General features: G+C 67.6%; 20 protein-coding genes and 1 other RNA gene. 11 read left to right on the forward strand and 10 right to left on the reverse strand.

From position 1 onward, the window contains the following. Nucleotides 1–48: 48 nt before the first annotated feature. Both CFB50_RS10180 and ffs read right to left on the reverse strand, forming a co-directional pair. The gene (locus CFB50_RS10180) at nucleotides 49–2,418 is read right to left on the reverse strand and encodes a DNA polymerase III subunit gamma/tau (RefSeq protein ID WP_089445767.1); all 2,370 of its coding nucleotides are present in this window, start codon (nucleotides 2,416–2,418) and stop codon (nucleotides 49–51) included. 127 nt (nucleotides 2,419–2,545) lie between these two features. After that, nucleotides 2,546–2,644, reverse strand: an RNA gene (gene ffs / locus CFB50_RS10185) — signal recognition particle sRNA small type. Nucleotides 2,645–3,049: 405 nt separating this feature from the next. On the opposite strand from ffs, the gene trxA reads away from it, so the two are divergent. From trxA to CFB50_RS10225, 8 genes are all read left to right on the forward strand, one after another. Next, entirely contained in the window at nucleotides 3,050–3,376 is a 327-nt protein-coding gene (gene trxA / locus CFB50_RS10190; RefSeq protein ID WP_006402348.1) for a thioredoxin TrxA, read from the forward strand. A gap of 193 nt (nucleotides 3,377–3,569) precedes the next feature. Beyond that, entirely contained in the window at nucleotides 3,570–4,832 is a 1,263-nt protein-coding gene (gene rho / locus CFB50_RS10195) for a transcription termination factor Rho (protein ID WP_006478662.1), read from the forward strand. A gap of 133 nt (nucleotides 4,833–4,965) precedes the next feature. Continuing rightward, on the forward strand, nucleotides 4,966–5,466 hold the full coding sequence (locus tag CFB50_RS10200; protein ID WP_089445768.1) for a MerR family transcriptional regulator: 501 nt from the start codon (nucleotides 4,966–4,968) through the stop codon (nucleotides 5,464–5,466). Next, complete coding sequence (locus tag CFB50_RS10205; protein ID WP_089445769.1) at nucleotides 5,463–7,019, forward strand: MFS transporter; 1,557 nt, start codon at nucleotides 5,463–5,465, stop codon at nucleotides 7,017–7,019. The genes CFB50_RS10200 and CFB50_RS10205 overlap by 4 nt, the downstream gene beginning before the upstream one ends. A gap of 38 nt (nucleotides 7,020–7,057) precedes the next feature. After that, a complete protein-coding gene (locus CFB50_RS10210; RefSeq protein ID WP_089445770.1) occupies nucleotides 7,058–7,891 on the forward strand; it encodes a zinc-dependent peptidase in 834 nt (277 codons plus the stop codon). Between the two features lie 157 nt (nucleotides 7,892–8,048). Next, on the forward strand, nucleotides 8,049–8,309 hold the full coding sequence (locus CFB50_RS10215) for a type B 50S ribosomal protein L31 (protein ID WP_006753671.1): 261 nt from the start codon (nucleotides 8,049–8,051) through the stop codon (nucleotides 8,307–8,309). Nucleotides 8,310–8,453: 144 nt separating this feature from the next. Then, complete coding sequence (locus CFB50_RS10220; protein ID WP_089445771.1) at nucleotides 8,454–10,286, forward strand: ArnT family glycosyltransferase; 1,833 nt, start codon at nucleotides 8,454–8,456, stop codon at nucleotides 10,284–10,286. A gap of 2 nt (nucleotides 10,287–10,288) precedes the next feature. Then, on the forward strand, nucleotides 10,289–11,650 hold the full coding sequence (locus CFB50_RS10225; RefSeq protein WP_089445772.1) for an MATE family efflux transporter: 1,362 nt from the start codon (nucleotides 10,289–10,291) through the stop codon (nucleotides 11,648–11,650). An 11-nt stretch (nucleotides 11,651–11,661) separates the two neighbouring features. Here CFB50_RS10225 and lipA read toward each other — a convergent pair whose 3' ends face one another. The 6 genes from lipA to CFB50_RS10255 all read right to left on the reverse strand — a co-directional run bounded on the left by lipA (nucleotide 11,662) and on the right by CFB50_RS10255 (nucleotide 17,763). Next, complete coding sequence (lipA, locus tag CFB50_RS10230; protein WP_089445773.1) at nucleotides 11,662–12,627, reverse strand: lipoyl synthase; 966 nt, start codon at nucleotides 12,625–12,627, stop codon at nucleotides 11,662–11,664. A gap of 2 nt (nucleotides 12,628–12,629) precedes the next feature. Continuing rightward, nucleotides 12,630–13,745 (reverse strand): acetoin dehydrogenase dihydrolipoyllysine-residue acetyltransferase subunit, encoded by a 1,116-nt coding sequence (locus CFB50_RS10235; RefSeq protein WP_089445774.1) that lies wholly within the window; start codon nucleotides 13,743–13,745, stop codon nucleotides 12,630–12,632. Nucleotides 13,746–13,749: 4 nt separating this feature from the next. After that, nucleotides 13,750–14,754: an alpha-ketoacid dehydrogenase subunit beta gene (locus CFB50_RS10240; RefSeq protein ID WP_069248121.1), complete on the reverse strand. Its 1,005-nt coding sequence runs from the start codon at nucleotides 14,752–14,754 to the stop codon at nucleotides 13,750–13,752. Between the two features lie 54 nt (nucleotides 14,755–14,808). Beyond that, a complete protein-coding gene (locus CFB50_RS10245) occupies nucleotides 14,809–15,792 on the reverse strand; it encodes a thiamine pyrophosphate-dependent dehydrogenase E1 component subunit alpha (RefSeq protein ID WP_059233993.1) in 984 nt (327 codons plus the stop codon). Between the two features lie 77 nt (nucleotides 15,793–15,869). Further along, nucleotides 15,870–16,646 carry an SDR family NAD(P)-dependent oxidoreductase gene (locus tag CFB50_RS10250; RefSeq protein WP_089445775.1) on the reverse strand — a complete coding sequence of 259 codons (777 nt, stop codon included), beginning with the start codon at nucleotides 16,644–16,646 and terminating at the stop codon, nucleotides 15,870–15,872. Between the two features lie 58 nt (nucleotides 16,647–16,704). Beyond that, nucleotides 16,705–17,763, reverse strand: a complete 1,059-nt coding sequence (locus CFB50_RS10255; RefSeq protein WP_089445776.1) for an ATP-NAD kinase family protein — start codon at nucleotides 17,761–17,763, stop codon at nucleotides 16,705–16,707. Nucleotides 17,764–18,298: 535 nt separating this feature from the next. On the opposite strand from CFB50_RS10255, the gene CFB50_RS10260 reads away from it, so the two are divergent. Beyond that, nucleotides 18,299–20,215: a sigma-54-dependent Fis family transcriptional regulator gene (locus tag CFB50_RS10260; RefSeq protein ID WP_089445777.1), complete on the forward strand. Its 1,917-nt coding sequence runs from the start codon at nucleotides 18,299–18,301 to the stop codon at nucleotides 20,213–20,215. A gap of 23 nt (nucleotides 20,216–20,238) precedes the next feature. Here the strand turns inward: CFB50_RS10260 and CFB50_RS10265 are convergent, their stop codons facing one another. Beyond that, a complete protein-coding gene (locus CFB50_RS10265; protein WP_089445778.1) occupies nucleotides 20,239–20,688 on the reverse strand; it encodes a carboxymuconolactone decarboxylase family protein in 450 nt (149 codons plus the stop codon). Continuing rightward, the gene (locus CFB50_RS10270; protein ID WP_089445779.1) at nucleotides 20,672–21,133 is read right to left on the reverse strand and encodes a MerR family transcriptional regulator; all 462 of its coding nucleotides are present in this window, start codon (nucleotides 21,131–21,133) and stop codon (nucleotides 20,672–20,674) included. The genes CFB50_RS10265 and CFB50_RS10270 overlap by 17 nt, the downstream gene beginning before the upstream one ends. A 295-nt stretch (nucleotides 21,134–21,428) precedes the next feature. On the opposite strand from CFB50_RS10270, the gene CFB50_RS10275 reads away from it, so the two are divergent. Both CFB50_RS10275 and CFB50_RS10280 read left to right on the forward strand, forming a co-directional pair. Then, the gene (locus CFB50_RS10275; RefSeq protein ID WP_089445780.1) at nucleotides 21,429–22,046 is read left to right on the forward strand and encodes a ComEA family DNA-binding protein; all 618 of its coding nucleotides are present in this window, start codon (nucleotides 21,429–21,431) and stop codon (nucleotides 22,044–22,046) included. A gap of 88 nt (nucleotides 22,047–22,134) precedes the next feature. Further along, on the forward strand, nucleotides 22,135–22,572 hold the full coding sequence (locus CFB50_RS10280) for a YidB family protein (RefSeq protein WP_069248127.1): 438 nt from the start codon (nucleotides 22,135–22,137) through the stop codon (nucleotides 22,570–22,572). The last annotated feature ends 20 nt before the right edge of the window (nucleotides 22,573–22,592 follow it).

The following is a 22,592-nucleotide window of genomic DNA, read 5'->3' on the forward strand; positions in this document are numbered from 1 at the left end:
TGCCGGCCAATGTGTGGGCGTGATTGTGCCTGTCGCGGGGCGCTCAGTTCAATGCAGCGTGGGCGGCGGGCCGTCCGGCGCCGCATCGGCGAGCGGGCGCACCGAACCCTCGACGATGCGCGCACCGAAATCGCGCACAAGCTGCTGGACGAACGGATCGCCGTGAATCTCCTGCTCGGCCTCGCGCTGGCGTGCCGCGCGCGCGGCCGCATCGAGCGCCGCCGCCGTACGCCGTGCGGGCCCGACTTCGACGGCCACCTCGACCGGCTTGCCGAGCGCATCGGCCAGCGCGGCCTTCAGCTTCGCCACCTGCGCGGCGTCCGCATATTGCGGCACCGGCACGGAAAGTTTCAACGTGGTCGCATCGACGGCCGTCAGTTCGCTGTTGAACGCGAGCTGGTACGCGACGCCCTTGAGCGGCAGCCGCGCGGCCAGCGCCGGCCATTCGCCGTCGAAGCCGACCGGATCGAGTGCGATCGCGGGCGGCAACGGACGCGTGTCGACCGGTGCGGACGGACGGGTTTCCGCCGGCCTCGGCGTGACGCGCACGTCGTCGGGGCCGCTGTCGAACACCGGCACGAAGCCGTCGTCGGGCGGGCCGCCGAACATCTCGTCGGCGCTGAGCGGCACGTAGTCGTCCGGCGGGATGTCCTCCCACGGCGGCGTGGCCTGGCGCGAATCGGCCGCCTGCGGCGCACGGGCCGCAGCGCGCGGCGTCGGCACCTGTACGGCAGCGGGACGCGGCGCGGCCGGCTTCTCGGCAGCCGGCTGGGCTGCCGGTTTCGCGGCGGCGGCGCCCGCGCGCCCGCGGTCGGACGACACGCGCATCCCCGCATTGCGCAACACGTCGAGCGCGGCGGCAGCGCCTCCGGAGCGCGCTGTCGGACGCGCAGCGGGCTCAGGCGACACAGCGCGCGGCATCGGTTCGGCCGGCGCAGCCGGCTCGTCGCTTCGCTGCGTAACGACAGCAGGCGGTTCGGGTTCCGTGCGGACGGGTGCCGGCCTGTCGCCGGCCGGCTCTGCTTGCGGTGCTGCGGCCGTCTGCGGCTGCGGCGTCTCGATGACGGGCGCATCAACCGGGGCCGGCGCGGATGTCTGAACGGCAGCCGGCTTCACGGGCGGCTTGTCTGCGTCGTCGCCGGGCTGCGGTACGGCCCGCACAACCGGTGCCGCGGGCGCAGCCGGCGCAGCCGGTGCAGCAACCTGCGGCCGCGCTGCTTCGGCAGGTGCGGCCGATACCGGCTTCGCCGCAGCGGCCGATGCCGCCACCGCACGAGGACCCTGCACCGCACGCGGCACGGACGGCTGGCCACCCGGCGCACTGCCGGCGGCAACCGCCGGCTCGAACGCGAGCATCCGCAGCAGCGTCATCGTGAAACCGGCGTACTCGTCCGGCGCCAGGCCGAGCTCGGCACGACCGACCGTCGCGATCTGATAGAACAACTGGACCTGTTCGGGGCTCAACGTCTCGGCGAAGCGGCGCAGGTCGCCCGCTTCGGGCCATTCGTCGAGCACCGAGCCCGGCGCGAACTGCGCCCACGCGATGCGATGCAGCAGGCTCGCGAGATCCTGCAGCGCGGTCGAGAACGACAGGCTGCGCAGCGACATCTCGTCGGCAATCGCGAGGATTTCCGGGCCGCCGCCCGCGGCGAGCGCGTCGAGCAGACGCACCATGTAAGTCTGGTCGAGTGCGCCGAGCATGCCCGACACGGCCGACTCGGTCACCTCATTGGCCGAATAGGCGATCGCCTGGTCGGTGAGCGACAGCGCGTCGCGCATGCTGCCCTGTGCGGCACGCGCGAGCAGGCGCAGTGCCTGCGGCTCGAACGTAATCTGCTCTTCGCCGAGGATCCGTTCGAGATGCGACACGATGTGCCCGGCCGGCATCTGCTTCAGGTTGAACTGCAGGCAGCGCGACAGCACGGTGACGGGGATTTTCTGCGGATCGGTGGTCGCGAGGATGAACTTGACGTGCGGCGGCGGCTCTTCGAGCGTCTTCAGCATCGCGTTGAACGCGTGATTCGTCAGCATGTGCACTTCGTCGATCATGTAGACCTTGAAGCGCGCATCGACGGGCGCGTACACCGCGCGCTCGAGCAGTGCGGCCATTTCGTCGACGCCGCGGTTGCTCGCGGCATCCATCTCGACGTAATCGACGAAACGCCCTTCGTCGATCTCGCGACAGGCGCGACACACGCCGCACGGCTGCGACGTGACGCCGGTTTCACAATTGAGTGCCTTGGCGAAGATCCGCGACAGCGTCGTCTTGCCGACGCCGCGGGTTCCGGTAAACAGATAGGCGTGATGGAGACGCCCGCCGTCGAGCGCGTGCGTAAGCGCCCTGACGACGTGCTCCTGGCCGACGAGCGAAGCGAAATCCTTCGGACGCCACTTGCGTGCGAGAACTTGATAGGTCATCAGGAAATTGTATCAGTAACGCTGCGTCGCGCCGACACGCGAAACGGTGCGGAAGACAGGCAACGCGCGGGTAAAACGGAGTGTGGTGCAGAAATAAAAAACGCCCGGCGAACGGGGCGAGAAGGAAGGTGACGAGCCCAACCCTCGGCACTGGCGGAAAACGATTGTGGCTGCTTCGTTCCCGACCTGACCAGGTTCACCGCCCCACCATGCGAGGAGGCCCGTCACGGCATATTCTATCATCGCTTCCGGATGAATGCGACCGTTTGTTCGCACCAATGCGAATATGACCCGACAAATCGACGCGCATCGGGCGCCGCGAAGCTCACCCGACGCGCATGGCCTGCGCGTCTACCCCTTGTAATTTGCGAGCCGGCCTCCACCTGCAGGACACAACGGTCGAACGTCGCGTCGTACCCCTACTCGCGTAGCGGCTACTATCGCCGCCCGCAGCAGATAGCAATTTAGGCTAATATGACGCCCGAACGACCCGCGAGCCGCGGCATGCAGCGCTTACACGCCTCCTTTCCGGAGAGTGGAGTGACCTGCCGCAGCGGCCGGCCGCCAACGGCGGCCGGTACGCCGCAACGCGCAAGCAGGCAGTCCCCGAACCGTAAGAGGTATTGACCCAATGAGCGAACAGATCAAACACATCAGCGACGCATCGTTCGAACAGGACGTCGTCAAATCCGACAAGCCCGTGCTCGTCGATTTCTGGGCCGAATGGTGCGGCCCGTGCAAAATGATCGCCCCGATCCTCGACGAAGTCGCGAAGGACTACGGCGACAAGCTGCAGATCGCGAAGATCAACGTCGACGACAACCAGGCAACGCCCGCGAAGTTCGGCGTGCGCGGCATCCCGACGCTGATCCTGTTCAAGAATGGCGCGGCCGCCGCGCAGAAGGTCGGCGCGCTGTCGAAGTCGCAGCTCACCGCATTCCTGGACAGCCACCTGTAATACAGGCCGCTCCGCGGACGTGTTGTCAGCCGGCAACACGTCCGTCGACAAGCCGCCGATCGCTCGCTCAAGCGCGAATCGGCCTATGCTAGAATTAAAAAACGTCTACAAGACGCATTTAAGTCTCTGAGCGCTTCCGCTCGCCCTCCTCCCTTTATTTCTTTCGTCGTCTCCTCCCTGGCGGGTTCTCCGTATGCATTTATCCGAGCTCAAGTCTCTGCACGTCTCCGAACTGATCGAAATGGCCAATGGCCTGGAGATCGAAAACGCGAACCGCCTGCGCAAGCAGGAGTTGATGTTTGCCATTCTTAAAAAGCGCGCCAAGACGGGTGAGACGATCTTCGGCGACGGTACGCTCGAAGTGCTGCCGGACGGCTTCGGCTTCCTTCGCTCGCCGGAAATGTCGTACCTCGCGAGCACCGACGACATCTACATCAGCCCGTCGCAGATCCGCCGCTTCAACCTGCACACCGGCGACACCATCGAAGGTGAAGTCCGCACGCCGAAGGACGGCGAGCGCTACTTCGCGCTGGTAAAGGTCGACAAAGTCAACGGGCAGCCGCCCGAGGCCTCGAAACACAAGATCATGTTCGAGAACCTCACGCCGCTGCACCCGAACAAGCCGCTGTCGCTCGAACGCGAAATGCGCGGCGAGGAAAACGTCACGGGCCGCATCATCGACATGATCGCGCCGATCGGCAAGGGCCAGCGCGGCCTGCTCGTCGCGTCGCCGAAGTCCGGCAAGACCGTGATGCTCCAGCACATCGCGCACGCGATCAAGCAGAACCACCCGGACGTGATCCTGTTCGTGCTGCTGATCGACGAACGCCCTGAAGAAGTGACCGAAATGCAGCGCTCGGTCGCCGGCGAAGTGATCGCGTCGACGTTCGACGAACCGGCCACGCGCCACGTCCAGGTCGCCGAAATGGTGATCGAGAAGGCCAAGCGCCTCGTCGAAATGAAGCATGACGTCGTGATTCTGCTCGACTCGATCACGCGTCTCGCACGCGCGTACAACACCGTGATCCCGGCATCGGGCAAGGTGCTGACGGGTGGTGTCGACGCGAACGCACTGCAACGCCCGAAGCGCTTCTTCGGCGCGGCGCGCAACATCGAGGAAGGCGGTTCGCTGACGATCATCGGCACCGCGCTGATCGAAACCGGCAGCCGCATGGACGACGTGATCTACGAAGAGTTCAAGGGCACCGGCAACATGGAAGTGCACCTCGAGCGCCGCCTCGCGGAAAAGCGCGTGTATCCGTCGATCAACCTGAACAAGTCGGGCACGCGTCGCGAAGAAATGCTGATCAAGCCCGAGATCCTTCAGAAGATCTGGGTGCTGCGCAAGTTCATCCACGACATGGACGAAGTCGAAGCGATGGAATTCCTGCTCGACAAGATCCGCCAGACGAAGAGCAACTCCGAGTTCTTCGACCTGATGCGCCGCGGCGGCTGATCACCCCCGCCCCGCACCCCGGAAACGGCCGCCCGCGCATCCTGCCCGGCGGCCGTTTTTCGGTGTCAACCTGAACGTGAACGTACAGGTTGATCTATAATCGCGTCATCGCCCAAACCCAATCCTCCTCCCGATGCCGAACGACGCCTCCACCCCGCTGCTGACCGTGAGCGATGCGGCGTCACGGCTCGGCGTCACGCCGCGCACGCTGAAGTATTACGAAGAGCGCGGGCTCGTCACGCCGTCGCGCAGCGAAGGCCGTTACCGCCTCTACGACGAAGCCGACCTCGAGCGCTTCGCGCGCATCCTGCGGCTGCGCGCGCTCGGTTTCTCGTTGCACGGCATCACCGAGATGCTGAAGCGCCCGCTGGAAGAAACGGGCGACGGCCGGCGCCGCTATTCGGACGCGTCGCTGCGTGAGATCCGCGCCGGCCTTGCCGAGCAGGTCGACACGCTCGACCGGCGGATCGCGGCCGTCCAGCGCGAACTGAAGGAAGCCGTCGCGCTGCGCAAGGAATTGCAGCACGACATCGACTACGTCGAACGGCGTCTTGCCGGCGAAATCGCCGATGCGCTGATCGCGCAGCGGCAGGCCGAAGCCGGCACGCGGCGCACGCGCAAGGCTCGCGAATGAACGCGATGCCCGGTCGCTCGCCACTGTGGAGCCGCGCAAACCTGCGCGCGGACCTGTTCCCGTGGGCGCTCGCGCTCGTCACCGGCATCGACTACTTCGACAACGCAATCTTCTCGTTCTTCGCGAGCTACATCGCGGGCGGCATCAACGCATCGCCCGACGAACTCGTGTGGTCGTCGAGCGCCTACGCGGTCACCGCCGTGCTCGGCATCCTGCAGCAGCAATGGTGGGTCGACCGGCTCGGCCATCGCCGCTACGTCGCCGGCTGCATGCTGATGTTCTCGTTCGGCGCGATCGCGGCCGCGCTCGCCGACACGTCGCTCGAACTCGCGTTCGCGCGCGGTTTTCAGGGCTATTTCATCGGCCCGATGATGGGCGCGTGCCGGATCCTGATCCAGATCAGTTTCAAGCCGCAGGAACGGCCGCCCGCGACGCGCGCGTTCCTGATCATGATCCTGCTCGGGAGCGCGCTCGCGCCGATCATCGGCGGCCTGCTCGTCGCACATTCGACGTGGCGCGCGCTGTTTGCGTGCTCGGCGCCGGCCGGCATCGCGTTCGCGATCCTCGCGCTGCTCACGCTGCCCGATTCGGGCCGGACACCCGACGACCAACGCGGCTCCGGACACTTCTGGCCGTATGTCGTGTTCGCGCTCGCGCAAGGCGCGCTGCAGATCGTGCTGCAGCAGGTGCATTACCAGCTCTACAGCGGCTCGCCGATGCTGATCCTGCTGACGATCGCAGGGATCGGCGCGCTTGCGTGGTTCGCGTATCACCAGTGGCATCATCCGACGCCGCTCGTGCGCCTGCACGCGTTCCGCGAGCGGACGTTCCAGGTCGGGCTGCTGCTCTATATGTTCTATTACTACGAGTCGACGGGCTTCAGTTACCTGACGTCGCGTTTTCTCGAAAGCGGGCTCGGCTATCCGGTCGAGAACGCCGGGCGGCTGGTGGGCACGATGTCGCTGATTTCGGCCACCGCGCTGTTCGCGTACCTGCGTTACGCGAAATTCGTCACGCACAAGAAGTGGTTCGTCGTGCCGGGGTTCGCGATCGCCATCACGGCCGCGCTGTGGATGACGCGGATGACGCCGCAGGTCGGCGAAGCCGCGCTGATCGTCCCGCTGCTGCTGCGCGGATTGCTGCTGCTCTTCATCGTGCTGCCGGTGGCCAACCTGACGTTCCGGATCTTCGCGATCGACGAATACACGCACGGCTACCGGCTGAAGAACATCGTGCGGCAACTGACGATCTCGTTCGCGACGTCGTCGGTAATCATCGTCGAACAGCACCGCGTGGCCGTGCACCAGACACGGCTCGTCGAACGTGCAAACGTGTTCGACCCGCTGTTCCAGCAGACCGTCGATGCGCTGACGCGCAGCTATGCCGCCGCCGGCCACGCGCTGAACGAGGCGCACGGCCTCGCGATCGCGTCGATCGCACGCATGGTCGCGCAACAGGCGTCGTTCCTCGCATCGCTCGACGGCTTTTACTTCCTGGCGGGCGTGGCGCTCGTCGGCGGCCTCTTCGCGGCATGGCAAAAAGAGATCGATTGAGTTAAAAGACAGGCATTGGATTTCCGCGAAACGCCTTCATGCTCTCGAAACTGACCCGCTGGTTCGACGACCGCCGCCGCGACCGCGCGCTGCGCAGCCACCCGATTCCCGACGCGCTGTGGCAGGACACCGTCGAGCGCCTGCCGTTCCTCGCGGCGCTGTCGCCCGACGCGCTCGGCCGGCTGCGCGAACTGACGAGCCTGTTCGTCGCGAAGAAATCGTTCTCGACCGCTCACGGGCTCGAGTTGACCGACGCGATGATCGTCGCGATCGCCGCGCAGGCCTGCCTGCCCGTGCTGAATCTCGACCTGTCGCTGTACGACGGCTGGGTCGGCATCGTCGTGTATCCGGGCGAATTCGTGATCCGCAAGACGGTGCAGGACGAGGACGGTGTCGTCCACGAAGTCGAGCAGGACGCGAGCGGCGAGGCCTGGGAAGGCGGCCCCGTGATCCTGTCCTGGGAGGACGCGCAGATGACGGACGGCCGCGACGCGTACAACGTCGTGATCCACGAGTTCGCGCACAAGATCGACATGGTCAACGGCGCGGCCGACGGCTATCCGCCCCTATTTCGCCGCTGGCACGCGCCACACCTCGATGCGCAAGCCTGGGCCGACGTGTTCGAGCACGCGTACGACCAGTTCTGTGTGCGCGTCGACGCGGTGCCGGACCGTGCGTGGGCGCGCTTCGAGCGGGATTCGCTGATCGATCCCTATGCCGCGGACCACCCGTCGGAATTCTTCGCGGTATGCAGCGAGGCGCTGTTCGTCAGGCCAAAAGCGTTCGAGTCCGAATTTCCGGAGTTGTACCGGCTGCTCGCGCGCTATTACCGGCAGGATCCGGCCGGTACCGGCGCGCTCGACGCACCGTGAAAATTATTCGTCAACCATCTGATTTTCTGGCATAATCGCCGTTTTTCGACCTTAGGCAAGTGGCTCGCGCCGGGCTTGGCGTCATCTGGTTTGCGCAATGTGCGCGCTCCGGCACGACAAGCGGCGGGTTGGCTACCGCTCTCACCAAGGAAAGACCATGAAAGAAGGCATCCACCCGAACTACCGCGAAGTCGTCTTCCAAGACATGTCGAACGGCTTCAAGTTCATCACGCGCTCGACGATCCAGACGCGTGAAAACATCGAACTCGACGGCAAGACCTACCCGCTCGCCAAGATCGAAGTGTCGTCGGAATCGCACTCGTTCTACACGGGTCAGCAAAAGATCATGGACACGGCAGGCCGTGTCGAGAAGTTCAAGAACAAGTTCGGCGTTCGCGCCAGCGGCAAGGCGAAGTAAGCTTCGCACTGCATCCGGTGGTTGCAACGCACCGGTACCGCACAAAAGGGCAGCCCAGGCTGCCCTTTTTTGTCTCTGCTCGCCCGGCAGGCGCCAGCCGGCGCCCGGGCATCGACCTGACGCGCAACAGCGGGCGCGTCTACAATGCCGGATGCTCGAAACCGGCTCGACCGCGCGCATCCGCGCCGGCCACCCGCCCATAACAAATCGCTCATCTGCATGAAGCCTGTCGTCCGTCTCACCGCCTCCGCCACGCGCGCGCTACCGCGCTGGCTGCTGCTCACGCTCTGCTTCGTCTACGCCGCGTTCGGCCTGTTCGGCCGCGACCCGTGGAAGAACGAGGACGCGGCGGGCTTTGGCGTGATGTGGACGATGGCCAAGGGCGGCTGGCATGACTGGCTGCTGCCGAACCTGGTCGGCAAGTTCATCACGACCGACGGGCCGCTCGGCTACTGGCTCGGCGCGCTGTCGATCCGCGGCCTCGGCCCGTGGGTCGACGCGAGCAACGCGTCGCGCGTCGACACCGGCGTGCTGTTCTGCGTCGCGTGCGCATTCGTCTGGTATGCCGCCTACCTGCTCGGCCGGCGTGCCGAAGTCCAGCCGTTCAAATACGCATTCGGCGGCGAGCCCGAGCCGCGCGACTACGGCCGCACGCTCGCAGACGGCGCGCTGCTGGTGCTCGTCGCCTGCTTCGGCCTCGCGGAGCGCGGGCACGAAACGACGCCGCAGCTCGCGCAGTTCGCGTGGATCGCGATGCTCGTCTACGGGATCGTGCGCGGCATCGACAAGCCGATGCAGGGCGCGCTGTGGTGGGGCCTCGCGATGGGCCTCGTCGCGCTGTCCGGCAATCCGGTGCTGGTCGTCGCGCTGCTCGCCGGCACTGCCGTGCTGTGGCTCGTCACGCCCGAGATGCGCAACCTGCGCCTGCCGCTGGTCGGCGTGCCGCTCGCGGCCGCGATCTTCGCACTGTGGCCGCTGGCAGCGTTCGTCGCGGCGCCCGACGATGCCGCGTGGTTCTTCAACCAGTGGATCCACGGCAGCCTGATGCGCTTTTCGGGCCCGCCGACCGCGGTGCTCGGCTATGCGGCGAAGAACCTGCCGCTGTTCACGTGGCCCGCGTGGCCGCTCGCGATCTGGGCATGGTGGAGCTGGGCCGGCATGCGCCGACGTGCGCACGTCGCGATTCCGCTGTCGGTCGCCGTGCCGCTCGTCGCGCTCGTGATCCTGCAGAGCCAGCAGTCGAACCGCATGTACATGCTGCTGCTGCCGCCGCTCGCCGTGCTCGCGACGTTCGCGCTGCCGACCCTCAAGCGCGGCGCGATCAATGCGATTGACTGGTTCGCGGTGCTGAGCTTCACGATCCTCGGCACCTTCGTGTGGCTCGTGTGGCTCGCCTCGATCACGGGCTTCCCGCATCCGCTCGCGCGCAACCTCGCCCGCCTCGTGCCCGGCTACGAGCCGCACTTCAAGATCCTGTCGTTCATCTGCGCGGTGATCGCCACCGTGTGCTGGTGCTTCCTGGTGCGCTGGCGCATCTCGCGGCAGCCGAAGGTGCTGTGGCGCAGCGTCGTGCTGTCGGGTGCGGGCACCACGCTGATGTGGGTACTGCTGATGACGCTGTGGCTGCCGATCGTCAACTACGGCCGGACCTATCGCGACGTCGCGCAGCAGATCGCCGTGCACCTGCCGTCCGACTACGAGTGCATCTCCCCGGTGCGGCTCGGTGACGCGCAGATCGCGACCTTCGCGTATTTCGGCAACATGCGCTTCGACTTCTCCGGCGACTGCGACGTGATCCTGCGCCAGGACCGCTCGGACTTCGGCGAGCCGAGCTCGATGTCGCAATACGTGTGGCGTCTCGTGTGGGAAGGCCGCCGCGCCGCCGACCGTGACGAGCGCTTCCGACTGTACGAGCGCATCGAACGGCCGAAGACGCCCGTCAAGCGGCGTCAGCCGCGCCGCCAGCCGGCCGATTGACGATGTTCGGCGACATCCGCCGGATCGTCGGTCTCGCATGGCCGGTGCTCGTCGGCCAGCTTGCGATCATCGCGTTCGGCGTGATCGACACCGCGATGGTCGGGCGCTACTCGGCCGTCGATCTGGCCGCACTCGGGCTCGGTTCGTCGATCTACATTTCGATCTATATCGGCCTGACGGGCATCCTGTCGGCGCTGCAGCCGATCACCGGGCAGCTGTACGGCGCGCGGCGCTATGCCGAGATCGGCGAAGAAGTGCGCCAGGCGCTGTGGCTCGCGCTGCTGCTCGCGGTGCCCGGCTTTCTCCTGCTGCATTTTCCCGAACCGCTGCTGCGCGTCGCGCATACGCCCGCCGCGCTGCACGACCGCACCGTCGACTACCTGCGCATCCTGTCGTACGGGCTGCCCGCCAGCCTCGTCTTCCGCATCTACAACGCGCTGACCAACGCGGCCGGCAAGCCGCGCCTCGCGATGATCCTGCAGATCGGCGCGCTGCTGCTCAAGTTTCCGCTCAATGTGTGGTTCATCTTCGGCGGGTTCGGCGTGCCGGCCCTCGGCGGCCCCGGCTGCGGGCTCGCGAGCACGCTGATCAACTGGGCGCTCGCGCTGATCGGCTACACGCTGCTCGCGAAGCTCGACGTGTTCGCGCCGCTCGCGATCTTCTCGCGCTTCTGCTGGCCGGTCTGGGAACGCCAGAAGGTGATCCTGAAACTCGGCGTGCCGATGGGCCTGTCGTACCTGATCGAGGTCACGTCGTACACGTGCATGGCGCTGTTCATCGCGCAGTTCGGCACGACGACGCTCGCCGGCCACCAGATCGCCGGCAACATCGGCGCGGTGCTGTACATGACGCCGCTGTCGATCGGCGTGGCGGCATCGACGCTGGTCGCGCGCGCGCTCGGCGCGGGACGGCCCGAGGAAGCCCGGCTGCTCGGCCGGCACAGCGTGATCTTCGCGTGCGGCATCGCCGCGACCTACGGCCTGCTCGTGTTCGTGCTGCGCCCGCTGATCATCGGCGGCTATACGCCGAACCCGGCCGTCGCCGCGGCCGCGATGCCGCTCGTCGCGATCGTCGCGTGCTACCACGTCTTCGATGCGCTGCAGGTCACGTCGGCGTTCGTGCTGCGCGCCTACAAGGTCGCGGTCGTGCCGACCGTGATCTATGCGGTCGCGCTGTGGGGCGTCGGGCTCAGCGGCGGCTATGCGCTCGGCTTCGACGTGGGCGGGATCGCGCCCGCGTGGCTAACCGGCGCGCGCGGCTTCTGGTTCGCGAACACGATCAGCCTGATGCTCGCGGGCGCCGGGCTCGTGCTGTACCTGCGCCGCGTCAGTCGTGCGCATGCCGCCGCTTCCACGTCCGCCTGACGCGCTGGCCGCTACGTCTCCTCCAGCACGTCGGCCGCGTGATACGACGACCGTACGAGCGGGCCGGCGACGACTTCCCTGAAACCGAGCAATAGCGCCTCGTCGCGCCACGCGGCGAATGCGTCCGGGCTCACGTAGCGCCGTACGGGCAGATGGTGCGCGGACGGCGCGAGATACTGGCCGAGCGTCAGCACGTCGACGTCATGCGCACGCAGGTCGCGCAGCGTGTCGCGCACTTCGTCGTCGCACTCGCCGAGGCCGAGCATCAACCCCGATTTCGTCACCAGCTCCGGCCGTGCCCGCTTCGCCTGCGCGAGCAGATCGAGCGAGCCGCGATAGTCGGCGCCCGGCCGCGCTGCGCGATACAGCGACGGCACCGTCTCGATGTTGTGATTGAACACGTCGGGCCAGGCCGTCGACAGCGCATCGAGCGCGCGAGCCACGCGGCCGCGGAAGTCCGGTGTCAGTACTTCGACGCCGATACCCGGCACGCTCGCGCGGACCGCCGCGATGCATGCGGCGAAATGCGCGGCGCCGCCGTCGCGCAGGTCGTCGCGGTCGACCGACGTGATCACGACGTAGCGCAACCCGAGCGCCGCCGCCGCGTCGGCCAGCCGCGCGGGCTCGTCGGGATCGAGCGGCTCCGGACGGCCGTGCGCGACGTCGCAAAACGGGCAACGCCGCGTGCACAGCCCGCCCATGATCATGAAGGTCGCCGTGCGCTGCGCGAAGCATTCGCCGATGTTCGGGCACATCGCCTCCTCGCAGACGGAATGCAGCCGATGGTCGCGCAGCACGGCCGCCATGTCGGCGACCGCCGCGCTCATCATCGGCCGCGCGCGCAGCCACGGCGGCTTCGGCAACGCCGCACCGGCCGCGGGCTCGACGCGCACCGGAATGCGCGCAAGCTTGTCACGGCTTCTCGCGCCCGGCTGGCCGAGCGCCGTGAGGCTGGGTCGTTCGAGCGCGGCGGTCATCGTCAGTCTCCGAGAAACGCGACGATCAGGCGGTTCACGTCGGCGGCCGCCTCCATCTGCACCATGTGCCCGCTGCCGGCGATCACCTCGGCACGCACGCCATCCGGCAAACCCTGCGCGTGCTGCGCCGGGATCACCTGGTCGCGCTCGCCCCAGATCACGAGCGTGCGCGGCGCAAGCGTCGCGAGCCGGTCGCGGAACACGCGCCGCTGCGCGGCACCGTCGAACGCGGCATTCGCGATCTTCTCCAGCGCGGCCTGCACGCCTTCGAGCCGCTTGTACTTGACGAGATCCTCGACGAGCTGCCGCGTGACCAGCGCGTTGTCCGCGAACAGCGCGCCGAGGTGCGGCTTCAGCGTGTTGCGGCTGTTCCCGGCGACGAAGCCGTCGATGTAAGCGCGGTTGATGTCGGTGCCGAGCCCCGCGCTCGCGATCAGCGTCAGCGACGCGACCCGTTGCGGCGCGCGCTCGGCCGCCGCCATCGCGACCGCACCGCCCATCGAATGGCCGATCAGATGCGCCTTGTCGATGCCCTTCGCATCGAGCAGCGCGAGCACCGCGTCAGCCAGTTCATCGAGGCTGCCCGTCTCGACCGCCTTGCCCGACTCGCCGTGACCGGGCAGGTCGAGCGCCCACACCGGCCGGTGCGCGGCGAGATCCGCATGATTGAACAGCCAGTTGTTGAGATCGCCGCCGAAGCCGTGGATCAGCACGGCCGGCGTGCCGCTGCCTTCACCGAGCTTCAGGAAGCGCACCGTCCGGCCGCCGATCTGCGCCTTCTCGGGCTGCGGGCCCGCGGCTTCGTCGGACGCCGCGCTCGGCACGAAATCGCGCTGGAAATCGGCGATCGCCGCGTCGATGTCGGCATCGCTCGCGTCGGCGGCCGCGACGACGCCGAGCAGCGCGCCGACCGGCAGCGTCTCGCCTTCCTGCGCGACCTGCCGGCGCAGCGTGCCGTCGAACGCGCATTCGACGCCCGACGAGATCTTGTCGGTCTCGACGTCGAGCACCTCGTCGCCCTTCGTCACGCGTTCGCCGAGCGCCTTCAGCCAGCCGTTGACCTGCCCCTGCTCCATCGACAGCCCCCACTTGGGCATCGTGATCATGTGAATCGACATCGTGTCAGCTCCTCGTCTTCAGGACCGCCTGCGCAATCGCATCGGCGGACGGGATATACAGGTCTTCCAGCACGCTCGCGAACGGCGCGGGCGTATGCGGCGCGGTCACGAGCTCGATCGGCGCCTTCAGCGCATGGAACGCACGCTGCGCGACGAGCGCGGCGATATCGGTCGCGATCGAGCAGCGCGGGTTCGCTTCGTCGACGACCACCACGCGCCCGGTGCGCTCCGCGCTTTCGAGGATCGTTTCCTCGTCGAGCGGCGACGTCGTGCGCAGGTCGATCACATCGACCTGGATGCCGTCCTTCGCGAGTTTCGCGGCTGCGTCCATCGCGAGATGCACCATCCGGCCGTACGTGACGATCGTCGCGTCGTCGCCGTCGCGCAGCACGTTCGCTTCGCCGAACGGAATCGCATAGGACTCCTCCGGCACTTCGCCTTCGCGGGTATAAAGCAGCTTGTGTTCGAGGAAGATCACGGGATCGTTGTCGCGGATCGCCTGGATCAGCAGCCCCTTCGCGTCGTACGGCGTCGACGGGCACACGACCTTCAGCCCCGGAATGTGCGTGAACAGCGACGTGAGCATCTGCGAGTGTTGTGCTGCCGCGCGCAAGCCGGCGCCGTACATCGCGCGGATCACGACCGGCGTCACGGCCTTGCCGCCGAACATGTAGCGGAACTTGGCGGCCTGGTTGAAGATCTGGTCGAAGCACACGCCCATGAAATCGATGAACATCAGCTCCGCGACGGGCCGCATCCCGCATGCAGCCGCGCCGACTGCCGCGCCGATGTAGCCGCCCTCCGACAGCGGCGTATCGAGCACGCGGCCCGGAAACTTGTGGAACAGCCCCTTCGTCACGCCGAGCACGCCGCCCCACGCGTCGTCCTCGCCCGGCGCGCCCGCGCCGCCTGCATTGTCCTCGCCCATCACGATCACGCTGTCGTCGCGCGCCATTTCCTGCGCGAGCGCCTCGTTGATCGCCTGCGAATAAGTGATCTTCCTTGCCATGTCTGTCTCCTGGAATGTTCGGTTCGCCGTGTCGGCCGTGGTGTCAGGCGGCGCTCACGGGTACGACACGTAGACGTCGGTCAGCAGGTCGGCCGCATCGGGTACCGGTGCGGCCTTGGCCTGCGCGACCGCGTCGTCGATCAGCGCCTTCACCTGGGCATCGACCGCGCGCAGGTCGGCGGTCGTCAGCGCTTCGGCCCGCACGACGCGCGTTTCGAAATGCTTCAGGCAGTCCTTCTCGTCGCGCAGCTTCTGCACCTCGCCAGGTGCGCGATAGGTTTGTGCATCGCCTTCGAAGTGGCCGAAATAGCGTGTGAATTTCACTTCGACGAGCGTCGGGCCGCCGCCGTTGCGCGCGCGCTCGACGGCTTCGCCGAGCGCTTCGTGCACCGCGAAGAAGTCGAATCCGTCGACGATCACGCCCGGCATCCCGAACCCGTTCGCACGATCGGCGATGTTGTCGGTCGCGACCGACCAGCTCGACGACGTCGCTTCCGCATAGCCGTTGTTCTCGGCCACGAAGATCGCAGGCAGCCGCCACACCGACGCGAGGTTCATCGATTCGAAGATCACGCCCTGGTTCGATGCGCCGTCGCCGAAGAAGCACACGCCGACGCCGCCGGTCTTCTTGTGCTTCGCCGCGAGCGCCGCGCCGCAGACGAGCGGGCCGCCCGCGCCGACGATCCCGTTCGCGCCGAGCATCCCCATCGACAGATCGGCGATGTGCATCGAGCCGCCCTTGCCGTGACAGACGCCCGTCTTCTTGCCGTAGATCTCGGCCATCATCCCGTGCACGTCGACGCCCTTCGCGATGCAATGGCCGTGGCCGCGGTGCGTGGTGGCCACGTAGTCGTCGAGGCCGAGGTGCAGTATCGTGCCGACCGCGGACGCCTCCTCGCCCGCATACAGGTGAACGAAGCCGGGAATCTCGCCGGTCGCGAATTCGACGTGCAGGCGCTCCTCGAATTCGCGAATCGTGCGCATCAGCCGGTAGGCGTCCAGCAGTTTGTCCCTGCTGAGCTGTGTCGAAGCGGTCATGTGTGTCTCCTGAGTAGGTCTGACTGCGAATGCCGCCGCGGCCGGGCCACGGCGACGGATTTCACGGCCCGCGGCCGTCAGTGGAACGTGAAGCCGCCGTCGACGTTCACGGCCTGGCCCGTCACGTTGTCCATCGTCGCGAAGAACAGCGCGAGCCGGCCCATGTCCTCCGGCGTCTGCGCGCGGCCCTGCGGAATCAGCGTCAACTGGTGCCGCTGCCACGACTCCTCGACCGATTCGCCGTCGGTCTTCCATTCGTCGGACAGCCGGTCCCACATGTAGGTCCGCACGATGCCGGGGCAGATCGCGTTGACGGTCACGCCGTCGCGCGCGACCTCCTTCGCGAGCGCGTTCGTGAAGCCGACGACCGCGAATTTCGATGCGCTGTAATGCGCGAGATTCGGAAAGCCTTCCTTGCCGGCGATCGACGCGACGTTGATGATCCGGCCGCGGCCCTGCGCCTTCAGCGGCGCGAGCGCCGCGCGGCAGCCGAGGAACGTGCCTTTCGCGTTCACGTTCATCACGAAATCCCAGTCGCGCTCGGTCAGTTCGCCGACCGGATGAATGCTGATCACGCCCGCGCAGTTCACGAGGATGTCGAGCCGACCAAGGTCGGCGAGCGCCTGCGCAACCATCGCGTCGACCTGCGCGGCCTGCGTGACGTCGACCTTCGCAACCGCCGCCCGGCGGCCGAGCGCGCGTACCTCGCGCGCGGTGGCGTCGAGTGCGTCGTCGAGCAGGTCGGCCAGCAGGATGTCGGCGCCCGCGCCGGCAAGCGTCAGTGCAATGCCGCGGCCGATGCCGCGCGCACCGCCCGTGACGATGGCGACCTGTCCTTCGAGTGGGGCTGTCATGCGATGTCTCCTTGACGATCGTTATGGATATCGAAATGTCACTCGGTAAAACGGTGTTTCAATAGCGCCACTCGCCGGCATCGCGCAGCAGCTGGCGTGACGACGCGTAGCGCAGCGTGCGCCCGACGTCGACCGTCAGCGGCCCGCGCCAGTCGAGCGAGATCTCGTAGCGATCGCCGCGCGCGACCTCGATCTCGCGCTCGCCGTCGAACGCGAGCGTGCCGTGCTCGAACGGAATCGTCTGCCAGGCGCCCGGCTCGAGCCGCTCGCAACTGCGCATCACGACGCGATCGACACGGCCCGGCGCAATCGGCGCGACGAGCGGCGTGCCGGCGGTCTTGCCGTCGGCCGCGAAGCGCATCGCCAGCCCGTGCGGCGCGCTGCGTTCGAGCGGCGCCCACGCGCCGCCGAGCGCGGACAGGCCGATTCCGTCCGGTTCCGCGAATGTCAGGTAGAGCGAATCGATGTCGTCCGACCCCGAGATCGCGCGGGCGCCGATGAAGCGCTGCCGCGCGGCGCACACGTCGACGAGCGCGATCTCCTCGCGCCCCGGCTGCGCGCCCGCCACGCAGCGCACGACGAGCCGCTTGTTGCGCGTGAACGCGACTTCGGCCGGCACGGCGCCGGTCGCGGCGAGTCCAGCCGCGACGCCGGCGACGGTGGCTTCACGATGTTCGGGAAATGCGTTGTTGGTGCCGGTGGACAGCGCGACGAGCGGCGTCGCGCCGCAGTGCGCGGCAACCGCGCGATGGGTGCCGTCGCCGCCGAGCACGACGATCAGCGCAACTTCCATCCGGTGCAGGTACGCGGCGCCGGCCTGGGTATCCGCGACGGTGTCGGTGATCGGCAGGTCGACGAATTCGACCTCGGGCCAGCGCTCGTGCGGCGCGACCGCCCGGTGCGTGTCGATCGCACGCAGCAGCAGCGTCGCGATGCCCGTCCGGTCGCGCAGCGTCAGCACGCGCTCGACGCCCATCGCGCCGAGGCCGGCCAGCAGGCGCACGATCATGTTCGCCTTCTCCGCCGTCGGAAAGACGGAGGCATGCGTCGTGAGGCGGCGGATGTCGCGCCCCGATGCGGGGTTCGCGATCACACCGACGGTAACGGGCATCGTCACGGGTTCGTCTCCATCCAGTTGGCCGGCCGCAGTGCATTCGCGTGCGCCGCAGTCCTGCCTGTCTCGTCCGCTGCCATCGCCGGGCGGCGGATCGTCGTCGTCGACGCGACCGCGCCGACTTGCCCGAGATATCTGCAAGCAGCGTGCCATCGTGCGTGCGATGAACGTGAAACCCTTGTGGGTACTGGAGCAGCCGGCCTGCAGGTGTCCCTGATTCGATGCTGGAACGACGGAGCGTGCGGCAATTCGGCCTGTTCGTCTCACATCGCCGATGCGACCAAACGACCACCGCGACGCCGGTGCAGGCGCACCGTTCCGCCCGCAAACCCCGCGGTATCGCGGCGCCGCGCAGGCCGCGTCATGCCGGACGATCTCCGCCTGTCGCACATGAACGCGTCTCAACGACACGAGACAGCCCGCGATACCGGTGAGACGAACGTCTCAGGCCCGCCGCGTGCTGCGATGCAATGTGATCCGTCGAACGGGATGTGCTACAAGAACATCGCATCCCCGCCGTACGGAACCGGAGCCGACCATGCCCTACGCCGTCCCCCAGGCCCAGCACGCCGACCGCGTGCTCGGCGCACTCGCCGGACGCCTGCCCGCGCCGGCCGACTCCACGCGCCTCGTGTCGTCGTGGCAGCGGTCCCTGGAGCGTTACAGCCTCGACCCCGCTTCGTCGATCGGCCCGCGCGTGCTGACCGCGGCCGAGCTCCGCGAAGTGCGCGACAAGGAGGAGGCCTTCCTGCGCGCGTCGGGCCAGTGCCTGACGCGGCTGCACGAGATGATCCGCGTCGCCGACTACTGCGTGATGCTGACCGACGCGCACGGCGTGACGATCGACTACCGGATCGACCGCGAGCGCCGCAACGACTTCCGTCATGCGGGGCTGCACATCGGCTCGTGCTGGTCGGAAAGCGAGGAAGGCACCTGTGGCGTCGCGAACGTACTGACCGATCTCGCGCCGATCACCGTGCACAAGACCGATCACTTTCGTGCGGCGTTCACGACGCTCACCTGCAGCGCGGCGCCGATCTTCTCGCCCGGCGGCGAGCTGATCGGCGTGCTCGACGCGTCGGCCGTTCATTCGCCCGACGGCCGCGACAGCCAGCGTCTCGTCTATCAGCTCGTGCGGCAGAGCGCGGCGCTGATCGAGGACGGCTACTTCGTGCACAGCACCGCGCAGCACTGGATCCTGTTCGGGCATCCGAATCGTCACTACGTCGAAGCGCAACCCGAGTGGCTGATCGCGTTCGATGAATGCGGCAACATCGTCGCCGCGAACCGGCAAGCGCGCGACGCGCTGCCGGCACTGCGCGAACCGCGCCATATCGACGAGATCTTCGATGCGACCGAGATGCCGCTGCGCGATGCCGCGCGGCTCGATGCGATCGTCGCGCTGCGGCTGCGCGCGACCGGCGCGCCGCTCTATGCGCGGCTGCGTGCGCCGCTACGGCGCACCGGCCGCGAGCCCGGCGCGGCCTCGCGCCGCCCGGGAAGCGCGCAACGCCACGTCGGCGCGCTGACGCCGTTCCTGCAAAGCAGCGATGCGCATATCGCGCAGCAGGCCGAACTCGCGCTGCGTGTCGCAAGCAAGCGGCTGCCGATTCTCGTGCTCGGCGAAACCGGTGCGGGGAAGGAAGTATTCGCGCGCGCGATCCACGATGCCGGCGCGCGACGTACGCGGCCGTTCGTCGCGGTCAACTGCGGCGCGCTGCCGGAAGCGCTGATCGAGAGCGAACTGTTCGGCTATGCGGCCGGCGCGTTCACCGGCGCACGCAAGCACGGCGCGCGCGGCAAGATCGCGCTCGCCGACGGCGGCACGCTGTTCCTCGATGAAATCGGCGACATGCCGCTCGCGCTGCAGACGCGCCTGTTGCGCGTGCTCGCCGATGGCGAAGTCGTGCCGCTCGGCAGCGATACGCCCGTCCGCGTCGATCTCGACGTGATCTGCGCGACGCACCGCGATCTCGCACGGATGGTGGCCGACGGCACGTTTCGTGAGGACCTGTACTACCGGCTGAGCGGCGCGACGTTCGAACTGCCGCCGCTGCGCGAGCGCGCGGACGTGCGCGACGTGATCGCCGCCGTATTCACCGAGGAAGCGCAGGCCACCGGCCACGTGCTGACGCTCGATGCGACGCTCGCCGAACAGCTCGCCGCGTATCCGTGGCCCGGCAACGTGCGGCAATTGCGCAACGTGCTGCGCTATGCGTGCGCGGTGTGCGACGCCGCGCGCGTGACGCGGCATGACCTGCCGGCCGAGATCGCCACACAGCTCGGCGGCATGGCGCCCGGCACGCTGCCCGACGACGAACGCGGCCGCATCGTCGCGGCGCTCACCGCGCATCGCTGGCGGCCGGACGCGGCCGCGCAGGCGCTCGGCATCTCGCGCGCGACGCTGTACCGGCGCATTGCGAAGCACCGGATCGTCGCGCCGCACCGCGCGTAACACGCCGCCGGCGCGTCTACCACTCATGACGCATGCGCCGCCGCTTCACGCGCGTTCGCGGTGTCACCCGACTTGCTGGCCGCTTCGATTTCATCGCGCCGCATAAACACCTCGTGCGCGGCGAACAGCGCGTTGAGCGCGGCCGGAAAACCCGCGTATACGGCCATCTGCATGAACACCTCGACGATCTCGTCGCGCGTGCAGCCGACGTTCAGCGCGGCCTCGATATGCACTTTGAGTTGCGGCTGCGCGTTGCCGAGCGCGGCCAGCGCCGCGATCGTCGCGATCTCGCGCGCTTTCAGGTCGAGCTGCGGCCGGCTGTAGATGTCGCCGAAACCGAATTCGACCAGGAGCCGCCCGAAGTCCGGCGCGATCGGCGCGAGCGCCGCGATCACACGCTCGCCCGCTTCGCCGTCGATTTCCTTCAGTTTGTTCCAGCCGCGCGTGTAGCGATCTTCAACGAGTCGTTCCATTGTGTCCGTCCTGTTCCGATAGAGAGTGAGAAGGTTTCGCCCGTCGCGCCGTATCCCGCTCCTGAGCCTCGTAATACGCGATCTTGTCGCTGATCACGTCGAGGCTCGCCTGCAGCTCCGCGATATGCGCGCGCACCGCGTCGCGATGCGCGACCAGCAGGCTGCGCCGCGCGCCGAAGGTCGGTTCGCCTTGCGCGCGCAGCGCCGCGAACGCCTGCATCTGCGCGATCGGCATGCCGGTCGCCTTCAGGCGCATCACGAAGGCCAGCCAGTCAAGGTCGGCCGGTGCATAGAGCCGGTGCCCGGCCGCCGTGCGCGAAATCGCGCGCAGCAGGCCGGCCTGCTCGTAGTACCGCAGCGTATGCGTCGACAGGCCGGTCATTTCGGCGACCTGGCCGATCGTCAGCGGGCCGGTGGAGGAAGATTGGGATACGGATTTCGACATGGCAGGAACAAGGTTAGGAGTTAGAGTTCACTCTAAGTCAAGCCCTGTCGAACAGCCAGTGCAACGATTGTCAGTGACACCCACGGCGACACCCCGGCGACACCGTAAAGAATGGTCAAAACCGCCGCCCGGCGCAGGTTTGGTCTTTACAGCGCCGCAAGCCTTCAGCAAGATTCGTTCAGCCTGTCTTAAAAAGGGCACGCATTTGTCCTATGCTTAACGGCGACGCCCGGCCGGGCGTCACCCCGCCGTCCGTTGCAACAGCCATTCATCCGTCAGAACCAGGGAGCCTTCCATGCTGAAAAAGCTGCTGATGCTGTTCGTCGCGCTATCGCTGTCGCTCGCCGCAGGCCTTGCCGCGGCCGTCGAAGTCAACACGGCTGACCAGGCCGCGCTCGAATCCGTGAAGGGTCTCGGGCCCGTGAAGTCGAAGGCGATCATCGACGAACGCACCAAGAACGGCCCGTTCAAGGACGCGGACGATCTCGCGAACCGCGTCAAGGGCCTCGGCACGAAGTCGGTCGGGCATCTCGAGGAAAACGGCCTGACGATCGGCGGCGCGTCGACGCCGCCGAAGGGCGTGAAGCTGTCGAAGCCGGCCGCAACGACATCGGCCACCACGCCGGCCACGACGTCGACCGGCACGGCGTCGACGTCGACGTCCACGACCGCGACGGCCGGCACGACGGCCACCGCACCGGCACCGGCGGCAAGCGCACCGGATGCGGCCGCGAAGCCGGCCAAGGCCAAGCGCATGACGAAGAAGGAAAAAGCGGCCGCAGCAGCGGCGGCATCCGCCGATGCGGGTGCGAGCGCACCGGCCGCAGCGTCGTCGGCAAAAGCGACGAAGGGTTCGAAGAAGAAAAGCAAGAAGGACAAGGCAGCCTCCGCCGCCGCGGCGTCGGGCGCCTGATGTGCGCCGCGCGCGCGACGGCGTGCGCGCGGCATTCGTTCAACGGGCGCCCACGGCGTGGCGCCCTTATCGGTAAAGGTAAAGAACCATGGGTCTCCTCGACATCGTTGGCGGTCTGCTCGGCGGCCAGGCCGGCGGCAACTCGCAAAGCGCGCTGATCACGACCGCGCTCGAATTCATCAACAACCAGCCGGGCGGCCTGAATGGCCTGATCGAGAAGTTCAAGGCCGGCGGCGCCGGCGACATCATCGGCTCGTGGGTCGGCACCGGCCAGAACCAGCCGATCTCGCCGGACACCCTGCAGAACGTGCTCGGCTCGGACGCGATCGGTGCGCTCGCGAGCAAGTTCGGTGTCGATCCGTCAATGGCCTCGACCGTCCTCGCGCAAGTGCTGCCGCACGTCGTCAACCACGCGACGCCGGACGGCGCGGTGCCGGCCGATGGCCAGGCACAGGTCGACCCGTCGAACGTGCTCGGCTCGCTGTCGCAGATCGCCGGCATGTTCGGCGGCAACAAGCAGGGCTGACGCGCTGCGTCGTTGCGACG

Source organism: Burkholderia sp. AU33423 (assembly GCF_002223135.1).
Taxonomy (GTDB): domain Bacteria; phylum Pseudomonadota; class Gammaproteobacteria; order Burkholderiales; family Burkholderiaceae; genus Burkholderia; species Burkholderia lata_D.